Source organism: Mycobacterium celatum, assembly GCF_002101595.1.
Taxonomy (GTDB): Bacteria; Actinomycetota; Actinomycetes; order Mycobacteriales; family Mycobacteriaceae; genus Mycobacterium; species Mycobacterium celatum.
In genome coordinates, this window is sequence record NZ_LQOM01000027.1 from 32,375 (window position 1) to 54,845 (window position 22,471).

At 67.9% G+C, this 22,471-nt stretch carries 17 protein-coding genes; 8 read left to right on the top strand and 9 right to left on the bottom strand.

Annotated features, from left to right (window positions below; genetic code table 11):
• The first annotated feature begins 56 nt into the window (after positions 1-56).
• Positions 57-818: an alpha/beta hydrolase gene (locus AWB95_RS11300; RefSeq protein ID WP_062540131.1), complete on the top strand. Its 762-nt coding sequence runs from the start codon at positions 57-59 to the stop codon at positions 816-818.
• Here AWB95_RS11300 and AWB95_RS11305 read toward each other — a convergent pair.
• The 5 genes from AWB95_RS11305 to AWB95_RS11325 form a co-directional block, all read right to left on the bottom strand.
• A complete protein-coding gene (locus AWB95_RS11305; RefSeq protein WP_062540132.1) occupies positions 815-1,705 on the bottom strand; it encodes an enoyl-CoA hydratase/isomerase family protein in 891 nt (296 codons plus the stop codon). The genes AWB95_RS11300 and AWB95_RS11305 overlap by 4 nt on opposite strands.
• On the bottom strand, positions 1,702-3,216 hold the full coding sequence (gene fadD4, locus AWB95_RS11310) for a fatty-acid--CoA ligase FadD4 (RefSeq protein WP_062540133.1): 1,515 nt from the start codon (positions 3,214-3,216) through the stop codon (positions 1,702-1,704). Before fadD4 ends, AWB95_RS11305 begins: the two co-directional genes overlap by 4 nt.
• 119 nt (positions 3,217-3,335) lie before the next feature.
• Positions 3,336-5,156, bottom strand: coding sequence for a phosphoenolpyruvate carboxykinase (GTP) (locus AWB95_RS11315; RefSeq protein WP_085168232.1), 1,821 nt, complete (start codon positions 5,154-5,156; stop codon positions 3,336-3,338).
• A 140-nt stretch (positions 5,157-5,296) separates the two neighbouring features.
• Positions 5,297-6,775, bottom strand: a complete 1,479-nt coding sequence (locus AWB95_RS11320; RefSeq protein WP_085168233.1) for a hypothetical protein — start codon at positions 6,773-6,775, stop codon at positions 5,297-5,299.
• Positions 6,772-7,704, bottom strand: a complete 933-nt coding sequence (locus AWB95_RS11325; protein WP_085168234.1) for a hypothetical protein — start codon at positions 7,702-7,704, stop codon at positions 6,772-6,774. The genes AWB95_RS11320 and AWB95_RS11325 overlap by 4 nt, the downstream gene beginning before the upstream one ends.
• A gap of 165 nt (positions 7,705-7,869) precedes the next feature.
• Between AWB95_RS11325 and trmB the strand changes: the two genes are divergently transcribed.
• Genes trmB through mmpL3 form a run of 3 tightly spaced genes read left to right on the top strand, consistent with a single transcriptional unit; the run spans position 7,870 to position 12,298 of the window.
• Positions 7,870-8,634, top strand: a complete 765-nt coding sequence (gene trmB / locus AWB95_RS11330; protein ID WP_062541523.1) for a tRNA (guanosine(46)-N7)-methyltransferase TrmB — start codon at positions 7,870-7,872, stop codon at positions 8,632-8,634.
• Positions 8,631-9,317: an NYN domain-containing protein gene (locus AWB95_RS11335; protein WP_062541524.1), complete on the top strand. Its 687-nt coding sequence runs from the start codon at positions 8,631-8,633 to the stop codon at positions 9,315-9,317. Before trmB ends, AWB95_RS11335 begins: the two co-directional genes overlap by 4 nt.
• Positions 9,318-9,376: 59 nt before the next feature.
• Complete coding sequence (gene mmpL3 / locus AWB95_RS11340; protein ID WP_085168235.1) at positions 9,377-12,298, top strand: trehalose monomycolate exporter MmpL3; 2,922 nt, start codon at positions 9,377-9,379, stop codon at positions 12,296-12,298.
• On the opposite strand, the gene AWB95_RS11345 is transcribed toward mmpL3, so the two are convergent.
• Positions 12,295-13,449: an AI-2E family transporter gene (locus AWB95_RS11345; protein ID WP_062540605.1), complete on the bottom strand. Its 1,155-nt coding sequence runs from the start codon at positions 13,447-13,449 to the stop codon at positions 12,295-12,297. The two genes, mmpL3 and AWB95_RS11345, sit on opposite strands and share 4 nt — an antisense overlap.
• A gap of 117 nt (positions 13,450-13,566) precedes the next feature.
• Between AWB95_RS11345 and AWB95_RS11350 the strand changes: the two genes are divergently transcribed.
• On the top strand, positions 13,567-14,724 hold the full coding sequence (locus AWB95_RS11350) for a lysylphosphatidylglycerol synthase transmembrane domain-containing protein (RefSeq protein ID WP_062540604.1): 1,158 nt from the start codon (positions 13,567-13,569) through the stop codon (positions 14,722-14,724).
• On the opposite strand, the gene AWB95_RS11355 is transcribed toward AWB95_RS11350, so the two are convergent.
• Positions 14,717-15,244: a hemophore gene (locus AWB95_RS11355; RefSeq protein WP_085168236.1), complete on the bottom strand. Its 528-nt coding sequence runs from the start codon at positions 15,242-15,244 to the stop codon at positions 14,717-14,719. The genes AWB95_RS11350 and AWB95_RS11355 overlap by 8 nt on opposite strands.
• Before the next feature lie 287 nt (positions 15,245-15,531).
• On the opposite strand from AWB95_RS11355, the gene AWB95_RS11360 reads away from it, so the two are divergent.
• Together AWB95_RS11360 and AWB95_RS11365 are read left to right on the top strand one after the other, a co-directional pair.
• Positions 15,532-18,498: an MMPL family transporter gene (locus tag AWB95_RS11360; RefSeq protein ID WP_085168237.1), complete on the top strand. Its 2,967-nt coding sequence runs from the start codon at positions 15,532-15,534 to the stop codon at positions 18,496-18,498.
• On the top strand, positions 18,495-19,034 hold the full coding sequence (locus AWB95_RS11365; RefSeq protein ID WP_085168238.1) for a transcriptional regulator: 540 nt from the start codon (positions 18,495-18,497) through the stop codon (positions 19,032-19,034). Before AWB95_RS11360 ends, AWB95_RS11365 begins: the two co-directional genes overlap by 4 nt.
• Before the next feature lie 87 nt (positions 19,035-19,121).
• Here AWB95_RS11365 and AWB95_RS11370 read toward each other — a convergent pair whose 3' ends face one another.
• On the bottom strand, positions 19,122-19,811 hold the full coding sequence (locus AWB95_RS11370) for a hypothetical protein (RefSeq protein ID WP_062540385.1): 690 nt from the start codon (positions 19,809-19,811) through the stop codon (positions 19,122-19,124).
• Complete coding sequence (locus AWB95_RS11375; RefSeq protein ID WP_062540386.1) at positions 19,808-20,416, bottom strand: hypothetical protein; 609 nt, start codon at positions 20,414-20,416, stop codon at positions 19,808-19,810. The genes AWB95_RS11370 and AWB95_RS11375 overlap by 4 nt, the downstream gene beginning before the upstream one ends.
• A gap of 41 nt (positions 20,417-20,457) precedes the next feature.
• Here AWB95_RS11375 and AWB95_RS11380 point away from each other — a divergent pair, with 41 nt between their 5' ends.
• Positions 20,458-22,443 (top strand): M13 family metallopeptidase, encoded by a 1,986-nt coding sequence (locus AWB95_RS11380; protein ID WP_062540387.1) that lies wholly within the window; start codon positions 20,458-20,460, stop codon positions 22,441-22,443.
• Positions 22,444-22,471: the final 28 nt, after the last annotated feature.

Genomic DNA, 22,471 nt, shown 5'->3' on the forward strand with positions numbered 1-22,471 from the left:
TGTCACGATTTTTCGCTGCGGCCGTGCATTAGGTCCACACTCGGCAGGGTTCGCACATGCTGAGCTCGTTGCAACGGCGGTTGATCTATTTCCCGTCGCCCGGGCCGGTACCGCCCGCGACAGCCGTCTTGCCCGGCGGCGAGGACGTCGTACTCGACACCGACGACGGGCTCCGCCTGGGTGCGTGGTTCTTTCCCGCCCTGGGCGCCGGGCCCGCGGTGTTGGTCTGCAACGGCAACGGCGGTGACCGTATGTTGCGCGCGCCGCTGGCGGCCGCGTTGTGCCGCGCGCGGTTGTCGGTGTTGCTGTTCGACTACCGAGGCTACGGCGGAAACCCCGGCCGCCCAACGGAAGACGGCCTGGCCGTCGATGCGCGCGCCGCCCGGGCATTCCTGGCGGCTCGCCCCGACGTCGATCGGATCGTGTACTTCGGTGAGTCGCTCGGTGCGGCGGTTGTCGTCCGGCTTGCGCTCGAGGTGTCGCCGGCCGCGCTGGTGCTGCGCTCGCCGTTCACGTCGCTGACCGACGTCGGCCGGTTGCACTACCCGTTCCTGCCCGTCGGGGCATTACTGACGGAGCGGTACCCGTCGATCAGCCGCATCGCGCGAGTGGCGGCGCCGCTGTTGGTGATCGCCGGCGACCGCGACACCCTGGTGCCCGCGACGCTGAGCCGACGACTGTATGACGCTGCGCACGAGCCGAAGCGGTTCCTTGTGGTGCCGGGCGCGGACCACAACAGTGTGGACTTGCTCGACGGCCCTGTGATGATCGATGCGGTCGTGCGTTTCCTCCGCGAGCACGGCGTGCCGGCGTCCTAGCCGACAGCGTCCACCAGCCCCCAGGCCAGCGCCGTCGCCGGGCCGACGGTGTGACCGGTGAGGACCAAATACGCTGTGCGCCAACGGCCGATGCGCCGCGTGACGCTGACGGTGCCACCGGCGCCGGGGATCAGACCGAGGCTCAGCTCGGGAAGCCCGAACACCGAATCCGGTGCCGCCGCAACGTGTCCGCAGAACGCCGCCATCTCCAGTCCACTGCCCAGCACCTGACCGTGCACCTCGGCGCGGCAGGCCGACCCGAGCCGAGCGGTCAGCGCGTCGAGCACCAGGGCCGGGCTGTAGCGGGTGCGGGCCAGATGCGCGCTGGCGGGATCGCTGAAGGTGCCGAACTCGGCGAGGTCGCCGCCGCTGCAGAACGACGGTCCATTGCCGGACAGCACTACCTCGTCGACCGAAGTGTCGTAGCGCGCCACATCGAGCGCCTCCAGGAGTGCCGCGCGGGTGTCGGTGGAAAACGCGTTATGCCGCGACGGCCGGTTGAAGCGGATCCGCAGCGTATTGCCGTCGCGTTCGGCCTGCACCGGGTCGGGAATCTCAGGCACGCGGGCCGGGCCGCGCTCGGCAAGCCAGCGGGCGAACTCCCGGCCGGATTGCAGAGTGGAGTACGCCAGCGATTCGGTGATGAGCCCGCGAAACGCCGGGGCACCAGGATCTACCGCACGCAGCACGTCGTCGCACACCGCTGCGGCCTGCGGCCAATGCTTCAGCCGCGCAGCCAGTTCGGCCGTAGCAGCATCAACCGATGGCACGGTAACCACCCGCCGGTCGGCACAGGTGTCTTCGGTCAGCGTGAAAGTTGACTGCTCACTGATGTTTTCGGCGTCGACGCCGACGATGATCCCCGCTGGCAGCTCGACAACGCTCACGAATACTTCTTGACCAACTCGCCTTTGAACATCTTGCCGGTCTCGGTGCGCGGCAGCTCTGCTTCGAACGAGATCGACCGCGGACATTTGTAGTGCGCCAAGCGGTCCCGCAACCACGCCAGCAGCTCATCGGCGAACTGGTCGGTGGCGTCGGCCGGGTCGACGGTCTGCACCACGGCCTTGACACTTTGCCCCATCTCGTCGTCGGGAATCCCGAACACCGCGGCGTCCAGCACTTTTGGATGCGTGACGAGCATGTTCTCGGCTTCTTGCGGGTAGATGTTGACCCCGCCGGAGATGATCATGTGGTGGCGGCGGTCGGTCAGGTACAGGTAGCCCTCGTCGTCGACGTAGCCGACGTCGCCGACAGTCACCCAGCCGTGTTTGTCGCGTGATGCCGCGGTTTTCGCTGCGTCGTTGAGGTATTCGAACTCATAGCCGCCCTCGAAGTAGATCTCGCCGGCTTGTCCTGGCGGCAGCTCGTTGCCGTTCTCGTCGAGGATGTGTATCTGGCAGGCCATCGGCTTACCCACCGAGCCCGGGTGCGCCAGCCATTCCTCGGCGGTGATCAACGTCGACCCGATGGCTTCCGATGACGCGTAGTACTCGTCGATGATCGGGCCCCACCAGTCGATCATCTGTTTCTTGATCTCCACCGGGCACGGCGCCGCCGCGTGGATCACCCGTTGCAGACTCGACAAATCATACGAATTGCGTACCGCCTCAGGCAGTTTGAGCATGCGGGTGAACATGGCCGGCACGAACTGGCCGTGCGTAACCCGGTAGCGCTGGATGGCCTCCAAGCAGCCCTCGGGATCGAACTTCTCCAGCACCACAGTGGTGATGCCGCCGGCCTGCACGCTCATCGACCACACCGACGGCGCCGTGTGGTATAGGGGGGCGGGACTCAGATAGATCGACTCCGGCGTCATCCAGAACCCCACCAGCGCCGACATCATGCCGGGTGCCTCGGCCGGGGGGACGTGTGGCAGTTCGCGTTTGATGCCCTTGGGCCGGCCGGTGGTGCCCGACGAGTACTGCAAAAGGTCGCCCTCGCGTTCGTCGTCGATCGGGGTATCCGGTCGGCCGGCAACGCATTCCGGATAGCGCTGCCAGCCCTCGAGGTCGTCGTCGGCGATCATCAGCAGGTCGGGCAGACCGCCCGGCAGATGCTCGGCCAGATTTTCGCAGGTCTTGCGCAGCGCCGCCGAACCGATGATCGCCTTGGCGGCGCTGTTGTCGATGATGTACGCAGCTTCGGGCGCGGTCAGGTGGGTGTTGATCGGCACGTAGTACAGGCCGCTGCGGCGCGCGGCCCACATCACGGCGTGGATGTGCTCGTTGTTCTCCATGAGGATCGCGACCGAGTCGCCCTCGGCCAGCCCGGCCCGGCGAAAGTAATGCGCCAACCGATTGGCCCGGGCTTCGAGTTCGTCGAAGGTGATGACCGTGCCGCACGGATGGAGGATGACCGCCGGCTTACCGGTGCCGACATGCTCGCGGATCTGCATGCGCAGACTGTACCGCCAACAAAGTTGACGGGTGTCAAGTGGTCGCGCCTTGCCGCGAGCGTGCGCAAACCAGGTTCAAATACGGAGTGTCGGCGGCGACACGCACGCTGACCGGAAAATTAGCCCAGGCGCTGCTTGAGCGCCTCGAACTCGTCGCGGACGCCGGTCGGCAACTTCTCGCCGACGAACTCGAACCACTCCTCGATCATCGGCAGTTCCTGGCGCCATTCGTCGGGGTTGACCACCAGTGCACGCTCCACGTCGGCGCGGTCGACATCAAGCCCGTCGAGCTCGAGGTCGTCGACCGTGGGCACGATGCCGATCGGGGTGTCCTGTCCGCCGGCCCTGTGCTCGATGCGGTCGACGATCCACTTGAGCACCCGGCTGTTCTCGCCGAAGCCCGGCCACAGGAACTTGCCGTCGTCGCCGCGGCGGAACCAGTTGACGAAGAACACCTTTGGCAGCTTGGACTCGTCGGCGTTCTTGCCGAGGTCCAGCCAGTGCTGGAAGTAGTCGCCGACGTGGTAGCCGAGGAACGGCAACATCGCCATCGGGTCGCGGCGCACTGTGCCGACCTTGCCCTCGGCGGCGGCGGTCTGCTCGCTGCCCATGGTGGCGCCCATGAACACGCCATGCTGCCAGTCGCGGGCCTCGGTCACCAGCGGCACCGTCGTCTTGCGGCGGGCGCCGAACAGGATGCCCGAGATCGGCACGCCCTGCGGGTCGTCCCACTCCGGTGCCAGGATCGGGCACTGCGACATCGGCGTGCAGTACCGCGAGTTCGGGTGCGCGGCTTTGGTTTCCGTCTCGCGGATGATCCAGTCGTTGCCCTTCCAGTCGATCAGGTGGTCCGGCTCGCCTTCCAGGCCCTCCCACCACACGTCGTTGTCGTCGGTGAGCGCCACATTGGTGAAGACGGTATTGCCGGCGGCAATGGTCCGCATCGCGTTGGGGTTGGACTTCCAGTTGGTGCCCGGCGCAACACCGAAGAAGCCGAACTCCGGGTTGACCGCGTAGAGCCGGCCGTCCTTGCCGAACCGCATCCAGGCGATGTCGTCGCCGAGTGTTTCCGCGCGCCAGCCCGGGATGGTCGGCTGGATCATCGCCAGGTTGGTTTTGCCGCAGGCCGACGGGAACGCCGCGGCGAAGTAGTAGGCCTTATTTTCCGGCGAGATCAGCTTGAGGATCAGCATGTGCTCGGCCAGCCAGCCCTCGTCGCGGGCCATCGCCGACGCGATCCGCAGCGAGTAGCACTTCTTGCCCAGCAGCGCGTTGCCGCCGTAACCCGAGCCGTAGCTCCAGATTTCGCGGGTCTCCGGGAAGTGGGTGATGTACTTGGTGTCGTTGCACGGCCACGGCACGTCCTTCTGGCCCGGCTCCAGCGGGGCGCCGACGGAATGCAGCGCCTTGACGAAGAACCCGTCGTCGCCCATCTTTTCCAGGGCGGCCTTGCCCATCCGGGTCATCACCTTCATCGAGACGACGACGTACTCGGAGTCGGTGATCTCCACGCCCAACTTGGGGTCGTCGGCGCCCAGCGGGCCCATGCAGAACGGCACCACCCACATGGTGCGCCCGCGCATACAGCCGCGGTAGAGCTCGGTCATGGTCGCCCGCATCTCCGCGGGGTCCATCCAGTTGTTGGTCGGACCGGCGTCTTCCTTGCGCTCTGAGCAGATGAACGTCCGAGACTCCACCCGCGCCACGTCGGACGGGTCCGACAGCGCCAGGTAAGAGTTGGGGTGCTTTTTCTCGTTCAGCTTCTTGAAGGTGCCCGCCTCGACCAGATGCTGGCACAGCCGCTGCCATTCTTCGTCGGAGCCGTCGGCGAAGACCACCCGGTCCGGCTGGGTGAGCTCGGCGACCTCGGCCACCCAGGACAGCAGGCCCTGGTGGTTGGTCGGCGCGGTATCCAGACCGGGGATGGTCGCTGAGGTCATCGAAATCTCCTGAACTCTTACTCGGTGCGTGTCACTGCTGCGAAGGTTTGCAAAATAGCTTTGCGATCCTTAACACAGGTTATCGCGGGCCGTATACCCAAAATGGCGCGGGCGTGTATCAGCTCACTCACAAGAACGATTCAGATCGCCTCATCTGCCCCAATTGTCGGCACCGACTCCGCGGTCTCGGCTTGGGCGCCGTCGCCCAGCTGCGCGCGCACGGCGTCGAGCGCGGACCGCAGCGTCGGCATCTCCCGGTCCCGCAACGCCGCCGCCCGAGCCGCCGCGACGGCATGTTCACGCAGTTCGGTGTCGATGACGCTGACCTGGTCGGCCACCCGCACGCTTTCGGCCTCGTCCGCTTCGCCGAGCGCGGCGTTCAGCGCCGATTCGGCGGCCAGCACCCGGGTGGCCACCATCTGCTCGACCGCCGAGCGCAGCGATCCGGTCGCCTCGCCGACCCAGCGGTCGAGCACCGCACGATCGGCCAGCAGGCCGCGGGTGCCGACCACCCAGACGGTGACCGCCAGACCGATCGCCACGCAGGCGACGATCCCGGCAGCGGTCAGCTCTGGCGCCAGGTCGAGCAGCAGCCGGCTCAGCGTCAACGCCACACCCAGCCCGAAGCCGGCGCCCAGCAGCATCATCAGCCTGGTCTCCAGCCGCCTCGACTTCAGCGGCGGCGCGCCGATCTCCACCTGCGGCAACTCCGCGGCCGGCGGCTCGACCGCAAAGCCGAGCACTTGCGCGACGTCGGTCAGGTGCGCGGTGGTTCCCTCGTCCACCTCGGTCACCACCTGCTCGACGCGGTCGCGGGCGTAGGCCTCGAAGTCCGGCAGTTTGCGCCGACTCAGGCCCGCCGCGTCCTCCTGCAACTCCGACCGCACCGAGGCGCAGCGGTTGCGGGCGAAGTAAGACAGCTGCACGCGGGCCTGCTGGACCTGGCTGCGCAGCGCGATCGTGCGCTCGGATTTGGACAGTCGCCGCTGCCGCAGCACGGCGTTACGCTGCTCGCGCAGCGCCTCGACCCGCGCCCGGCGGCCGGCGCCCTCGGCGTCGCGGTCATAGCGACACACGAGGGTCCGTAGCCGAGACTCCCAGGCCCGCAACCGGTTTCGTCGCGCAAGGTCGGGGTCGGCCAGCTGCTCTTCGACCGCGGCAATCAGGTCGTCGACGCGCGGTTCGCCGCGTTCGGGCGCCGCGGCGGCGCCCACCCAGTGCATCCGGGCATAGCGAGGCGCGTGCTCGGCCAGCGTGTCACGGTCGGCGGCCAGCACGTCGCGCCAGTTGCGGTGCACGTCGATCTTGGACACCACACCGATAACCGGGTCGGTGTCGGTGGCCGCTGCGTCGAGCAGCGCGGCATCGGATTCGGTCAGCACCGCGGCCGCGGAGACCACGAACACTACGGCGCTCGGCGCCTCGCCGGGCGCCAGCTCCGCCGACTCGACGAAGGTGTGCTCGGGCAGCCGTTCGCGCAGCACGCTGACCACGCCGCTGACTCCGGCAAGCCACGGGCCGGTCACCAGCACCGCGTCGCGGCGCTGAATGCCGGGCGCACTGAGCCGCGGCCCGATCGCGCCGACCAATGCGTCGACGTCGGCGACCGGATCGGTCATGGCGATCCCCCGGCGTGCGACCAGAGCCGCAGCGATCCCCTAACGATGTCGGCGCCGCAGGCGCGGTGGATGCCGCTCACCGGGCCGTGACCGTAGCGGCGCCACTGCACCGCCCGGCGCAGGTGCGCCGCGGGGCTCTCGCCGCGGTCGACGTGCAGGCCCGCGGCTTCGACGACGTCGACCGCGGCGGCCATCCGGGCGATCACCGTGTCGTCGCGGGACAGGAACTCGGCGGCCCGGGGGTCGGTGACAGCCAGCGCCTCCAGCTCGGCGACGGCGTCCAGCATCCGCCGGTAGTGCACTTGGGCGCCGAGAGCCGCCAACTGGGCGAGCACGGCGTCGATGCGGCTCAGTCGGCGAAGCCGGGCCCCTACCCCGGCCTTCGACACGCCCTGGCGGATCGCGGCGACTGACTGAGTGACGCCGAACAGGTCGACAGTGTCGACCAGACGCCGGCGGACCCCGGCCCGCACCGGGTGCACGCCGGCGACGAAGCTGTCTGGAGAGCTCAGGTCGGCCGGCCGGACCGCCAGCACCCGCAGCGCGTCCCACAGCTCGTCGTCCAATACGGCCACAGCCAGCAATCCCACCATCGGCTGGATCGGCACGCCGAGCGCGGCCACCGGTTCGCGGGCCACATCGGCCTTGTTCTGCACCGCCAGCACGGGCAGTTGGGCCGCCGCGATCTCGGCCCGGTCCTCCGGCTTGACCACCTCGGCGACGACGTGGACCTGTAGATCGGCGTCGGGCGTCACCGAGACCCCGGCCAGGGCAAGCGCACGCGCGACGGTACGACGGCCCACCCCGCGGCGCCCTGACACGGCGACCCGCAGCGGCGCGTCGACCCGCTCGGCAATCGCGGCCCAGCGGGCGTCGGCGGCATATCGCGCGAGCTGGTCGTGGAAATCCCGGTGCCGCTGTCCGCTCATGTCCCGCCCATTGTCGCTGAACTGGCCCGCTGAACCGGCGAGCGCCGCTCCCAATCGCATCGTGACATCTGCCCGCCCGGGGCGCGAGCCAGCCATCACCAGATACCAGCCGAAGGCAACTGTTGGGTATCAATCTGTACCGCGGTGCGGCTACACCATGGGTATATGGGTAACGATGGACAAATGCACGCACAGTCCGGGGTCCAGGCGCGCCCGGACACCGGCGTGCCCGCCGGCGGCTATCCCCGGACCACCAGCTTCCGGACCCGGCGTTCCGCGCTCTCGGCCGCCCAGCAGCGGACCTGGGACCGCCTGTGGCCGCAACTCGGCACGGTGGCCCGCAGCGCCGACGGGCCGGCCGATCCACTGGACATCCGGGCCTGGTTCGGCCGCGAGGCGCCGGTGGTGCTCGAAATCGGTTGCGGCACAGGGACTTCCACCATCGCGATGGCACGGTCCGAACCGGACGTCGACGTGATCGCGGTCGAGGTCTATCGGCGCGGGCTGGCGCAGCTGCTGAGCGCCATCGACCGGGAGAACGTCGGCAACATCCGCCTGATCCGCGGGGACGCCGTCGACGTCCTCGAGCATCTCATCCCGTCGGGCACATTGACCGGGGTGCGGGTGTTCTTCCCCGACCCGTGGCCCAAGGCCCGCCACCACAAGCGCCGGCTCCTGCAACCGGCCACCGTGGCCCTCATCGCCGACCGGTTGCGGCCCGGCGGAGTGCTGCACGCCGCCACCGATCACGCCGGCTACGCCGAGCAGATCGCCGAGGCCGGCGACGCCGAACCACGATTGCGCCGGGTCGATCCCGACGACCGGTCACTGCCCATTTCGGTTGTCCGTCCGACGACCAAGTACGAGACCAAGGCACAACACGCCGGCAGTGCCGTCACCGAATTGCTCTGGGAAAGAAACAGTCCATGAGCCTGACCGAAGAAACGGGCGACCTGATACCCGTGCCGGCGGAACCGGCCGGCGGCCCCGCCGGTCGACGGGTGCTGCTGGTCTGGGACGCGCCCAACCTGGACATGGGTCTTGGGTCCATCCTTGGCCGCCGGCCGACGGCGCTGGAACGACCCCGATTCGACGCCCTGGGCCGCTGGCTTCTGACCCGCACCGCCGAGGTGGCCACCGATCGGCACGATGTTTCGAGCGAACCCGAGGCCACCGTGTTCACCAACATCGCGCCGGGCAGCGCTGAAGTAGTGAGGCCGTGGGTGGATGCGTTGCGTAACGTGGGATTCGCCGTCTTTGCCAAGCCGAAGATTGATGACGACTCCGATGTGGATGGCGACATGCTCCAACACATCGCGTTGCGCCGCCAGGAGGGTCTGGCCGCGCTGGTGGTGGCCTCCGCCGACGGCCAGGCGTTCCGCGAACCGCTGGAGGAGATCTCGCACGGCGGGGTCCCCGTCCAGGTGCTCGGATTTCGCGAACACGCGAGTTGGGCGTTAGCGTCGGATACCTTGGAGTTCGTCGACCTGGAGGACATCGACGGTGTTTTTCGGGAACCGCTGCCGCGAATCGGACTGGATTCGCTGCCTGAGCAGGGGGCGTGGCTGCAGCCGTTCCGGCCGCTGTCGTCGCTACTGACCTCGCGTGTGTGACAACTAGATAAAGGGCGCGGGTCACGGAGATTTTTCAGCAGATCCAGTAAGGAGCTTACGTGTTCGCCTGGTGGGGCCGAACTGTATACCGCTACCGGTACATCGTCATCGGGGTCATGGTGGCGCTGTGCCTTGGCGGCGGCATCTTCGGGATGAGCCTCGGCAAGCACGTCACTCAGAGCGGGTTCTACGACGACGGCAGCCAGTCGGTGAAGGCGTCGATCCTTGGCGACCAGGTCTACGGTCGCGACCGCACCAGTCACATCGTCGCCGTCTTCACCGCGCCCAAGGGCAAGACTGTCGACGACAAGCAGTGGTTCAACAGCACCAAAGACGAGCTCAACAAGGTCAAAAGCGACCACCCGGACCAGGTGCTCAGTTGGGTGGGGTACTTCACCAATCCCGAGGCGCTGCGCACCATGGCCGACGCCGACAAGCAGCACGCCTTCGCGTCCATTCAGCTCAAGGGCGACGACGACGACACCATCCTGAAGAACTACCAGGCCGTCCAGCCGAGCCTGCAAAAGCTCGACGGCGGCACCGTCAAACTGGCCGGTTTGCAGCCGATCGCCGACGCGTTGACCGGCACCATCGCCACCGACCAGAGGCGGATGGAGGTCCTGGCGCTGCCGTTGGTGGCGGTGGTGCTGTTCTTCGTGTTCGGCGGGGTGGTTGCCGCCGGGCTGCCGGTCATGGTCGGCGGTTTGAGCATCGCCGGGGCGACGGGCATCCTGCGGTTTGTCACCCTGTTCGGGCCGGTGAACTTCTTCGCCCAGCCAGTGATCTCGCTGATCGGTTTGGGTCTCGCCATCGACTACGGGCTGTTCGTGGTGAGCCGTTTCCGTGAGGAGATCGCCGAGGGCTACGACACCGAGGCCGCGGTGCGCCGCAGTGTGATGACGGCCGGTCGTACCGTGGTGTTCTCCGCAGTGCTGATCATCGTCTCGGCCTCCGCCCTGCTGGTGATGCCGCAAGGCTTCGTCAAGGGGCTGACCTACGCCATCTTCGCGGCGGTGGGGCTCGCGGCGCTGCTGTCGATCACGCTGCTGCCGGCCTGTCTGGGCGTGCTGGGCCACCACGTCGACGCGCTCGGGGTGCGAACCCTGTTGCGGGTGCCGTTCTTCCGTAACTGGAAGCCGATGAACTGGTGGCTGAACTTCCTGGCCGACAAGACCCAGAAGACCAAGACCCGCGAGGAAGTCGAGGGCGAGTTCTGGGGCAAGCTCGTCAACGTCGTGATGAAGCGGCCGCTGGCGTTCGCCGTGCCGATCGTGATCGCGATGATCCTGCTGATCATCCCGTTGGGGAAGCTGTCCTTCGGCGGGATGAGCGAGAAGTACCTGCCGCCGGACAATCCCAGCCGCGTAGCCCAAGAGCAGTTCGACAAGATCTTCCCCGGGTTCCGCACCGAGAAGCTGACCCTGGTCATCGAATCCGACAACCACAAGCCGGTCACCGACCAGCAGGTCGCCGACATCCGTAACAGGGCGATGGGGATCAGCGGGTTCGTCAAACCCGACAACGGGCCGGCGAATATGTGGAAGGAACGTCCCGTGCTGCCCGGCGCATCGAAGGACAAGTCGGTCCGGGTGATCGAGAACGGTCTGATCAACCGCAACGACGCGGCGCAGAAAATCAAAGAGCTGCGGGCGATCCCGCCACCCAAGGGGCTGGAGCTGATGGTCGGCGGCACGCCGGCACTCGAGCAGGACAGCATCCACGCCTTGTCCGCCCAGGGGCCGCTGATGCTGGTGATCCTGCTGACCACCACCACCCTGTTGATGTTCCTGGCATTCGGGTCGGTGGTGCTGCCGATCAAAGCCGCGGTGATGAGCGCGTTGACGCTCGGTTCGACGATGGGAATCTTGACCTGGATTTTCGTCGACGGACACGGTGCAGGGTTGCTGAACTTCACCCCGACGCCGTTGATGGTGGTGGTGATCGCGCTGGTGGTCGCGGTGGGCTGGGGCCTGGCCACCGACTACGAGGTGTTCCTGGTCTCCCGGATGGTGGAGGCGCGGGAATCCGGGATGTCCACGTCGGAGGCCATCCGGATCGGGACGGCGACCACCGGTCGCCTGATCACCGCTGCCGCGCTGATCCTTGCCGTGGTCGCCGGCTCGTTCGTGTTCTCCGACCTGGTGATGATGAAATACCTGGCGTTCGGCTTGATGGCGGCGCTGCTGCTGGACGCCACGGTGGTGCGAATGTTCCTGGTGCCGTCGGTGATGAAGCTGCTCGGCGACGACTGCTGGTGGGCGCCGCGCTGGATGAAGCGGCTGCAGACTCGCCTCGGCCTCGGCGAAATCCACCTGCCGCCCGAGCGCAAGCGGCCCGCGCAGCGTCGGCCCGAGCGGGTTGCCGCCGCGCCGCGTGGTCCGGTTGCCACCAAACCGCGACCGCCGCACGATCCCACCCACCCGTCCGCGGAAGGCGCCGCCCGCCCGCGATCGGCCCCGCGGCCGGAGTACCGGCCGCCGCGTCAGGACACGCCGTCGGCGGCGGGCACCACCCGGATGCGGACCCCGACACCGCCGGAGTCTTCCGAAGAGCCGGAGACGACGCGCTTCGCCGCGCCCAAGAACGCCGCGCCGGAACCTTCAGGCGGTGAACGCCGGTCCCCGCCGTCGGGCACGCCGCCCCAGGACCGCGAGATCGAGTCCTGGCTCAGCGAACTGCGCGGGCCTAAACCCGGTGAGCGCCAAGGTGGTTCACGTCCCGCGGGCAACGCCGAGCCGCGTCCGCAGGCGCAGCCGCCTGCCGACCAGACGCGGTCGATTCCGGCGCACCGGGAACAGGCCGACGACGAGGACGAAGCCACCACGGCCATCCCCACCGCGCCGTCGGACGACGACTCCGACATGGCCACCGAGAAACTGAACTCCCGGGCGCGCAACGCCGCAGAAGCCGAGCGGACGCGGCAGCGTCGCAGCGGGGGTCTGAGCGCGCAGGATTTGCTGCGCCGCGAAGGACGCTTCTAACTACTGGGTTCTGCGGCCGGACCGGCCTCGACCTCGTCCGGTTCGGCATGAATGAGGGTCGAGCCGTTGTCGTTGCGTGCGCCCTCCTCCTCCGTAGATGGACCCGGGGCCATCAGCGCCCGCACTGCCCGGTCAGCAAACGCGATGCTCGGGACGGCCAGCAATGCACCGACGATCCCGGCAAGCACACCGCCGGACGTGATTCCCACCACCACCGCCAGCGGATGGATCGACACCGCGCGGCCCATCACCAGCGGCTGCAGCACATGGGTCTCCAACTGGTTCACGCCGATGATCACGCCGAGCGTGATCAACCCGTAAATCCAGCCCTTGGCGATCAACGCGACGACCACCGCCAAAAATCCACTGACCACCGCGCCGATCAGCGGGATGAATGCACCGAGAAAGACCAACGACGCCAGCGGCAATGCCAGCGGCACGGCCATGATCGCCAGCCCGGTACCGACCCCGACGGCATCGACCAACGCCACCAAGAACGTCGCCCGCACATAGCCGATGAGTGACTGGAAGCCGGCGATGCCGGCTCCGTGGACTTTTTCACGCACCTGGCTGGGAAAGATCTTGACCATGAACCGCCAGATGTTGCGGCCGCCGTACAGGAAAAAGATCAGGGTGAACAGCACCACAAATGCGCCCGTGATGATCTCGGTGACCGTCGTAGCGGTGGACAGCGCCCCGCTGGTCAGCTTGGCCTGATTCTTTTGCAGCATGTCGGTCACGGTGTTGCCGATGTTGTTGACCTGGTCCCGGCTCAGGTGCGCCGGACCTTCGATCAGCCACTTGCGGGCCGAGTCGATCAAGCGGGTCACCTGGTTCACCAATGCCGGCAAGCCGTCGATGAACTGGCTGACGACGAAGGCAAGAATTCCGCCGATCGCAGCCAACCCGGTCAGCAACAACAGGAACACCGCGAGTCCACGCTGCACGCCGTGTCGGTCCAGCCAGTCGACACCGGGTAGCAGCAGTGCCGAGAGCAGCAACGCGAGCGCCATCGGAACGAAGATCAGCTCAAGGCGCTTGATCAGCCACAACACCGCCAAGAGGGCGGCCAGCATCAGCATCAGTCGCCACGACCATGCCGCCGCCTTGCGCAGTAGCGGGTGGACGAATTCGTCTTGCTCGGGCGGCATTCCGGTAGCCTAACCGCCGGCTCGGCCGCCGCCATGCCAAAGAATCAGTGCAGACACCGACACGGCGCGATGCAGAGCAACGATCCCTGCGCGACCTGCGCGGCTACCCTAAACCACGTGTCGCATGACGCGCCGCCACAAAACGTCGACGGTCAGGCCGAAGCGCCCGTCCACGGCAAGTACTGGTGGCTCCGTTGGGTGATCCTGGGCATCGTCGCAGTCGTCCTTGCGGTCGAGGTGGCGTTGGTCTGGGACCAGCTGGCAAAGGCATGGAAGAGCCTGTACTCGGCCCAGTGGTACTGGCTGTTGGCCGCAACGCTGGCGGCCGGCGCGTCGATGCACAGCTTCGCGCAGATCCAGCGGACCCTGCTGAGGTCCGCCGGCGTCGAAGTCAAGCAGTGGCGGTCGGAAGCCGCGTTCTACGCCGCCAACTCGCTGAGCACGACGCTGCCCGGAGGGCCGGTGCTCTCGGCCACGTTTCTTCTTCGGCAGCAACGGATTTGGGGCGCGTCGACGGTGGTGGCGTCGTGGCAGCTGGTGATGTCGGGTGTGTTGCAGGCGGTGGGGCTGGCCCTGCTCGGTCTGGGCGGCGCGTTCTTTCTGGGCGCGAAGAACAACCCGTTCTCGTTGCTGTTCACCCTCGGTGGCTTTGTCGCGCTGTTGTTGCTGGGGCAAGCGGTGGCGTCGCGGCCGGAGCTGATCGACGGCATCGGTCTGCGGGTGCTGTCGTGGGTCAACTCCGTTCGCGGCAAGCCCGCCGCTACCGGCATCGACAAGTGGCGGCAGACCCTGGACCAGTTGGAGTCCGTCAGCCTGGGCCGCCGCGACCTGTCGGTGGCGTTCGCGTGGTCGCTGTTCAACTGGATCGCCGACGTGGCGTGCCTCGGCTTCGCCGCGTACGCCGCCGGCGGCAATGCATCGGTGGCCGGGCTGACGGTCGCCTACGCGGCGGCGCGTGCGGTCGGCACGATCCCGTTGATGCCGGGCGGGCTGCTGGTCGTCGAGGCGGTGCTGGTCCCCGGTTTGGTATCCAGCGGCATGTCGTTGCCCGACGCGATCTCGGCGATGCTGATCTACCGGGTGATCAGCTGGTTATTGATCGCCGCGGTCGGCTGGGTGGTGTTCTTCTTCATGTTCCGCACCGAAAACGAGGTCGAGCCCGACAGCGAGGCGGACGCGATGGACCACATCCCGCCGGCCGATCCCGGCGACGGCGCCCTACAAGGCCCACTGCCGCCACCGGACCCCGAAACCGGGGGTCGGGCAGCTACCTGACGACGACCGGTGCGGCCGGGCCGGGCGCCTGCCCGGCCGGTGCCACCGGGGCGCCGCTGGCGGGAGCACCGCCCGTCGGGCCGGCCACCGGCAACGCCGGAGCCGCGCCACCACCGGGCAGCCCGTTCTGCGCTCCCTGCATGAGGCCCAGCACCTGCGGGATACTGATCGGCAGCTTGCACCTGGTCGACAGCGCGGTCAGTGGCTGCGAGATGGTCTGCAGGTCGCCGGCCACCTTGGGGTTGGCGTCGAAATACGACTTCAGCGAGTTGACCGATTGGGGGCCGGCGGGCTGCTGGAGGACGTTGGTCATCGCCTGATTGGTCTCCGGATGCGAGTCCAGGTAGTCACCTGCAGACTTCGCCACCGAGCCGATCGTCCGCGCCATCTCGCTTGCGGCGCAGGGATCGGACGCACCGACGGCGGACGGCACAGCCGACGCGACGAGGGCAGCGCCGCCCAGCGCGGTGGCGGTCAGTACGCCAAAGAGCCTGTGGCGCAACGTTGCACTCGTCGTCATGAACACTCCTTAAGGGGTTGCGGACGTCCGGCCTGGCCACGCAGCACTGGGACCTGATCCCCGACCCGGACACGCCCACCGGACATCCTGCCATCCGTTGCAGCGTCGTCGCCAATCGTGGCGTTCCAGCAACTGCGCGGGCCGGGCCGCAGAGTAACGGTCGCCGATGCCGAGTCGTTGCAGCTCAGCGACCCGAAGCCGAAGTACTTTACAGCATGCTGCGGTAGGCTCGCCTGCACGAAACACGGGTAGCAGGAAAGTGGGGAGGCGCGGCAATCCAGCAGTTCATGATGCGCCTCAGCAGCAACCTGCGCCGCTTCCGCTGGGTGGTCTTCACGGGTTGGTTGCTCGCGCTGATACCTGCGATCTATTTGACGGTGGCCCAGTCGGGTCACCTGACCGGCGGCGGCTTCGAGGTGGCCGGCTCGCAGTCGCTGCGCGTGCACGACGAGCTCGAGGCCCACTACCCCGACCAGGGCGCTTCGCCGCTGGCGCTGGTGGCGGCCCCGCGCGCGGACGCCAGTTTCGAAGACATGAACGACGCCGTCGCGATGCTAAAGCGGGTCGCCGACGAGGTTCCCGATGTGGTGATCGTGCCCAACCCGACCCAGCGGGCGCCGCAGCCCGACCGGCCCTATGTGGTGTCGCTGCGGCTGGATTCCAACAACAACAGCGCCAGTGATGCCGCCAAGAAGCTGCGCACGAAGGTCGGGGTGCAGGGCGACAAACCCGGGCAGATCGCGAACGGCCGGGTGCGGCTGTACGTCATCGGCCAGGGCGCGTTGAGTACGGCGGCGGCCGCCAACACCAAACACGACATCGCCGCCGCGGAAAAATGGAACCTTCCGATCATCTTGATCGTGTTGCTGGCGGTGTTCGGATCGCTGGCCGCCGCGGCGATCCCGCTGGCGCTGGGCATCTGCACCGTCGCGATCACGATGGGCCTGGTCTATTTGCTGTCGGCCTACACCACGATGTCGGTGTTCGTCACCTCGACCGTGTCAATGTTCGGCATCGCGCTGGCCGTCGACTACTCCCTGTTCATTCTGATGCGCTTCCGCGAGGAACTGCGCGCCGGGCGTCAGCCCGCCGAGGCCGTCGACGCCGCGATGGCCACCTCCGGGCTGGCGGTGGTGCTGTCCGGCATGACCGTCGTCGCCTCGCTGACCGGGATCTACCTGATCGACACGCCGGCGCTGGCGTCGATGGCCACCGGCGCGATTTTGGCGGTCGCTGTGGCGATGCTGACGTCGACCACGATGACGCCGGCGGTGCTGGCGACGTTCGGCCGGGCGGCCGCCAAGAGGTCGGCGGTGCTGCACTGGTCGCGACGGCCCGAGACCACCCAGTCGCGGTTCTGGACGCATTGGATCAGCTGGGTGATGCACCGGCCATGGGCATGGGCACTGGCGGCCGCGGCGGTTCTGCTGGCCATGGCGGCGCCGGCCTTGTCGATGGTGCTGGGCAACAGCCTGCTGCGACAGTTCGATTCGTCACACGAGATCCGCGCCGGGGTGGCCGGCGCGGCCGAGGCGCTCGGACCCGGGGCGCTGGGCCCGGTGCAGGTACTGATCACCTTCCCCAGCGGAGACGCGTCCGCCCCGGCACACAACCAGACGCTGGAGGCGCTGCGGCACGAGATCGCGCAGGCGCCCGACATCGTCACGGTGGCGCCGCCGGTGTTCGCCGACGACAACAGCAGCGCCATGCTCTCCGCAGTCCTTGCTGTCGACCCCGAGGATCTGGGCGCCCGACACACCGTGGACTGGATGCGGACCCATCTGCCCGGCCTGCCCGAGGTCGGTTCGGCCCAGGTGGCCATCGGCGGTCCCACGGCGCTGATCAAAGACTTCGACGACCAGGTGTCGAGGACCGAACCGTGGGTGCTGGTGTTCGTCGCGCTGATCGCGTTCGTCATGCTGCTGCTGTCGATCCAGTCGGTGTTCCTGGCGTTCAAGGGCGTGCTGATGACCGTGTTGTCGGTGGCGGCCGCCTACGGCAGCCTGGTCATGGTCTTCCAGTGGGGCTGGCTGGAGAAACTCGGTTTCGCACCGATCACATCGATCGACAGCACGGTTCCGCCCCTGGTCCTGGCGATGACGTTCGGCTTGTCGATGGACTACGAGATCTTCTTGCTGACCCGGATCCGGGAACGGTTCCTGCAGACCGGCCACACCCGTGACGCCGTCGCCTACGGGGTCAGCACCAGTGCCCGCACCATCACCAGCGCGGCGCTGATCATGATCGCGGTGTTCATCGGATTCGCGTTCGCCGGCATGCCGCTGGTCGCCGAGATCGGGGTGGCCTGTGCGGTGGCGATCGCGGTGGACGCCACCGTCGTGCGGCTCGTGATGGTGCCGGCCCTGATGGCGATGTTCGACCAGTGGAACTGGTGGCTGCCGGGCTGGCTGCACCGCATCCTGCCATCGGTGGACTTCGAAAAACCGCTGCCTATGGCCGACCTCGGCGACGTGGTGATGATTCCCGAGGACATCTCCGCGCCGGTGGTGCCGGGCGCCGACCTGCGCATGGTGCTCAAGTCGGCGGCCAAGCTCAAACACCTTGTCCCGGACGCGATTTGCGTGGCCGACCCGCTGGCGTTCACCGGGTGCGGGCGTAACGGCGATCTGCGCGGCCGGGTCAAGGGCGGCGACGACGCCGCCACCCACCGCGTCGCCCTGGCCGCCGCCGCGAACGGCACCGACGGTGGGTCGGTGGCCCGCAAACTCGTCGGCGGCCTGCCGCACCGCAACGGCGCCGGGCGGTCGGTGCGGCCGGTGCATCCGGTCACGCTGTGGCGGGGCCGGCTCTCCGTCGCCCTGGATGCGCTGGAAAGCGAACGCCGAGCCGACCACCCCAGGTTCGAGCGGCGCAGCCCGGTGGAAACCACTCACGTGCAGTTGCCGACAGGGGACCGCCTGCAAATCCCCACCGGGGCGGAAACGCTACGTCTCAAGGGCTACCTGATCATGTCCCGCAACAGCAGCCGCGACTACTTCGAATTTGCTGAGCTGGTCGACGCGATGGAGCCCGAAACCGCCGCGGTCGTGCTGGCCGGGATGGACAGGTACTACTGTTGTCAATCATCCAAGCGACAATGGATCGCTACCCAGTTGGTTCGTCGGCTCGCGGATCCACACCCGTCCGATGTCGAGGACGATCAGTGGCCCGAACCGGATGGGAAGGCAGACTGGGAGGAGGTCAGGCAACGCTGCCTGTCGGTGGCGGTGGCGATGCTGGAGGAGGCGAGGTGACGTTGGCATCGGACCGACGCCCCGGACCGGCGCCGCATCGGTCCCCCGCCGCCCCGCGCGCCCGCCCGGCGCCGCAGCGGCCGCCCCGTCCTGCCTACGCCGATCAGCCCGTCGAGTTCTGGCCCACCTCGGCGATCCGGGCGGCGCTGGAAAGCGGCGACATCGCCACCTGGAAGCAGATCGCGGTCGCAATCAAGCGAGACCCGTACGGCCGCACCGCCCGTCAGGTCGAAGAGGTTCTCGAGCGGGCCCGCCCCTACGGCATCTCCAAGGCGCTCGCGGAGGTGCTCGATCGCGCCCGCGCGCACCTGGAGGCCAACGAGCGCGAAGAAGTGGCCCGCCACGTACGCCTGCTGATGGAGCGATCCGGGCTGGGCCCACGGGAATTCGCGTCGCGCATCGGGGTGCCGGCCAACGACCTGGCCGACTACCTCGAGGCCAAGGTCAGCCCGTCGGCCGCGCTGATGATCCGGATGCGGCGACTGTCCGACCGGTTCGCCAAGTCGCGGTCGCGGCGCCCGCCGGGCAACGACTGATGACGGCTCAGCCGGCGACGCCGCGCCGCGGCGCATCCTGGCTCCAGGTTGGTGATGGACCGTCGTCTGATGGTCGAGCACGCCCGGCTAGCGCGAATTGATCGGTGACCAGTCGCGCACCAGCCAGCTGCCGCTGTCCTTGCTCAGCACCACCCGCACCGCCGGGCTGGCGTGCTCAGGCGGCTGACCCGGCACGTCCTGGGTGACCCGCAGGATCACCGCCACCACGGCCGCCGACGGTCCGATCGCCTCGACACCGGCCGCGAGCGTCTCGGCCTGCGCGCTGACGTGGCGACGGGCCAGGTCGGCGCTGGACTTCGCGTACTGCTCTTTCAGCGCCCCGGACTTGTCAGGCGCCATCATCGCGGCCGCCCGGTCGATCGACGCGGTCGGCGCGCCCGGGGAGAACGACGCCGCCGCCTCCGCCATCCCGGTGGCGATCCGTACCACCTCGGCAGAATCGCGTCTGAGCTCGCGGTCGGCTGTTGTCCAGCGGTAGTACCCGGTCACCACCGCGGCCACCAGCGCGGCCGCGCACAGCGCCATGACAATCAGCCGCAGCAGCGGCGCGTCGTCGTCGGTGCCCACGGTCACCGAATCCCGCCGCAGCAGCCAGAAGTTGACCAGTACGCCCTCGACGATCAGCAGGATCAGCGCCGAACACGTCGCCACCCACCACAACGGCCAGCTCAGCACCACCCCGATTGCCAGCAGCGCCGCGATCGCTGCCAGCGGCGCCGCGACGTCGAACGCCGCCACCCTCCACGTGTTTCTCATCGGATCGACCCCAGCTGCGAGATCAGCAGCCTGCCGTCCACGTCGGACACCGCCAGCCGCAGGTTCCAGTGCACGATCTGCGGTTTGCCGCCGACGTTTTCGCTGACCGACGTGGCGACCACCATGACGGTGTCGGTGCGCCGGGCGACTCCCGGCGGCAGCGGCTCGGCCGGCCGCCGGCCCGGTTGGGCGTCGGGCTCGTGGTGCACCGCTTCGATTGCAACGGCCTCGATTTGTCCGGTGCTGCGGGCCTGCAGCCGTTGCACCACCTGCCGGTAGGGCTGCATGGCGGAGTCGAAGTCGGCGTTGAGTTCTCCCACGGTGCCGTCGTGCAGCCGCTGCAGGTTGGCGTCGACGTTGTCGGTGTTCATGTTGATCAGCACGCCGGTCCAGTCGGCGGCGGTCTGCAGGACCCGGCTTTGGTAGTGCCGCTCGTCGACGTCGCCGCGGTGCGTCGTCCAGATGAGCACTCCCAGCGCGATCGCTGCGACCGACAGCAGGCCCAGCACCGCCGAGGCGATGCCGTAGCCGGAGAAGATCGGGCCGCCGGACGGTTCCGGCGTGTCCTCGGCGGTCGGCTCGGTCTGCTCTCCCTCGTCGGGCATGGCCGTGAGGCTACCTGCCGGTCGGTGGTAAGGATGGCAGGGTGACGGTAGAAGCTATCCGCTCGGGCATCGACCTGAGCAATGTCGACGCTGGTGTCCGCCCACAAGACGACCTGTTCGGTCACGTCAACGGCCGCTGGCTGAGCGAGTATCAGATCCCGGCCGACCGGGCGACCGATGGCGCATTCCGCTCGCTATTCGACCGAGCCGAGGAGCAGGTCCGCGACTTGATCACCGAGCTCAGCGAACGCTCCGCCGCGGCCGGCACCGACGAACAACGCATCGGCGACCTCTACGCCAGTTTTCTCGACGAGGATGCGGTCGAGCGGCGCGGCCTGCAGCCGCTGCTCGACGAGCTGGCGCTGATCGACGCCGCCGCCGACGCCGACGAGCTGGCTGCGGTTGTGGGAGCGCTTCAACGCACCGGGGTCCGCGGCGGGGTCGGCGTGTATGTCGACACAGACGAGAAGAACTCCGCCCGCTACCTGGTGCACGTCAGCCAGTCGGGCCTCGGGCTGCCCGACGAGTCCTACTACCGCGACGAGCAGCATGCCGAGCTGCTGGCCGCCTACCCCGGCCATATCGCGCGGATGTTCGCGCTGGTCTACGGCGGCGACGCGGCGGACCACGCCGAAACCGCCGACCGCATCGTGGCATTGGAGACCAAACTGGCTGCCGCGCACTGGGATGTGGTCAAACGCCGCGACGCCGACCTTACCTACAATCTGCGCACGTTCGCCGACCTGCAGGAGCAGGCGCCGGGCTTCCAGTGGTCGGGCTGGGTGAGCGCGCTGGGCACCACACCGGATGCAGTCGCGGAACTTGTTGTGCGCCAACCGGATTACCTCGCCGAATTTGCAGGGCTGTGGCACGGCGAGGAACTCGACGACTGGAAGCGCTGGGCGCGCTGGCAATTGATCCACGCACGCGCCTGGCTGTTGACCGACGCGCTGGTGCGCGAGGACTTCGCGTTCTATGGCCGCGCGCTGACCGGGGCCGAAGAGATCCGCGAGCGCTGGAAGCGCGGTGTGTCGATGGTGGAGGGTCTGCTTGGCGATGCCGTCGGAAAGCTTTACGTGCAAAGGCATTTCCCGCCGGACGCCAAGGCCCGCATGGACGCGCTGGTGGACAACCTGCGCGAGGCGTACCGGATCAGCATCTCCAACCTGGACTGGATGACACCGCAGACCCGGGAACGCGCACTGGCCAAACTGGACAAGTTCACCGCCAAGATCGGCTATCCGGCCAAGTGGCGCGACTATTCGGCGCTGGTGATCGACCGCAATGACCTTTACGGCAACTACCAACGCGGCTACGCGGTCAACCTGGACCGCGAGCTTGCCAAGCTGGGCGGTCCGGTCGACCGCGACGAGTGGTTCATGACCCCGCAGACGGTCAACGCCTACTACAACCCGGGGATGAACGAAATCGTCTTCCCGGCAGGGATTTTGCAGCCGCCGTTCTTCGACCCACAGGCCGACGACGCTGCGAACTATGGCGGTATCGGCGCGGTGATCGGCCACGAGATCGGGCACGGCTTCGACGACCAGGGCGCCAAATACGACGGCGACGGCAATCTGGTCGACTGGTGGACCGACGACGACCGCGCCGAGTTCGCCGCCCGCACCAAGGCGCTGATCGCGCAATACGACGGCTACACGCCGCGTGCGCTCGGCAACGGCCATCATGTCAACGGCGCGTTCACCGTCGGCGAGAACATCGGAGATCTGGGCGGGCTCTCGATAGCTCTGCTCGCGTATCAACTATCGCTGAACGGCCGTCCCGCCCCGGTGATCGACGGGCTGACCGGCATGCAGCGGTTGTTCTTCGGCTGGGCGCAGGTCTGGCGGGCCAAATCCCGTGACGCCGAGGCGATTCGGCGGCTCGCGGTCGATCCGCATTCGCCGCCGGAATTCCGCTGCAACGGCGTCATCCGCAACATCGACGCCTTCTACGACGCATTCGACGTCGCCGAGAACGACGCACTGTACCTGGAGCCGCAGCACCGGGTGCGCATCTGGAACTAGGCAGCGCGAGCAGACGCAAAAGCCCCGC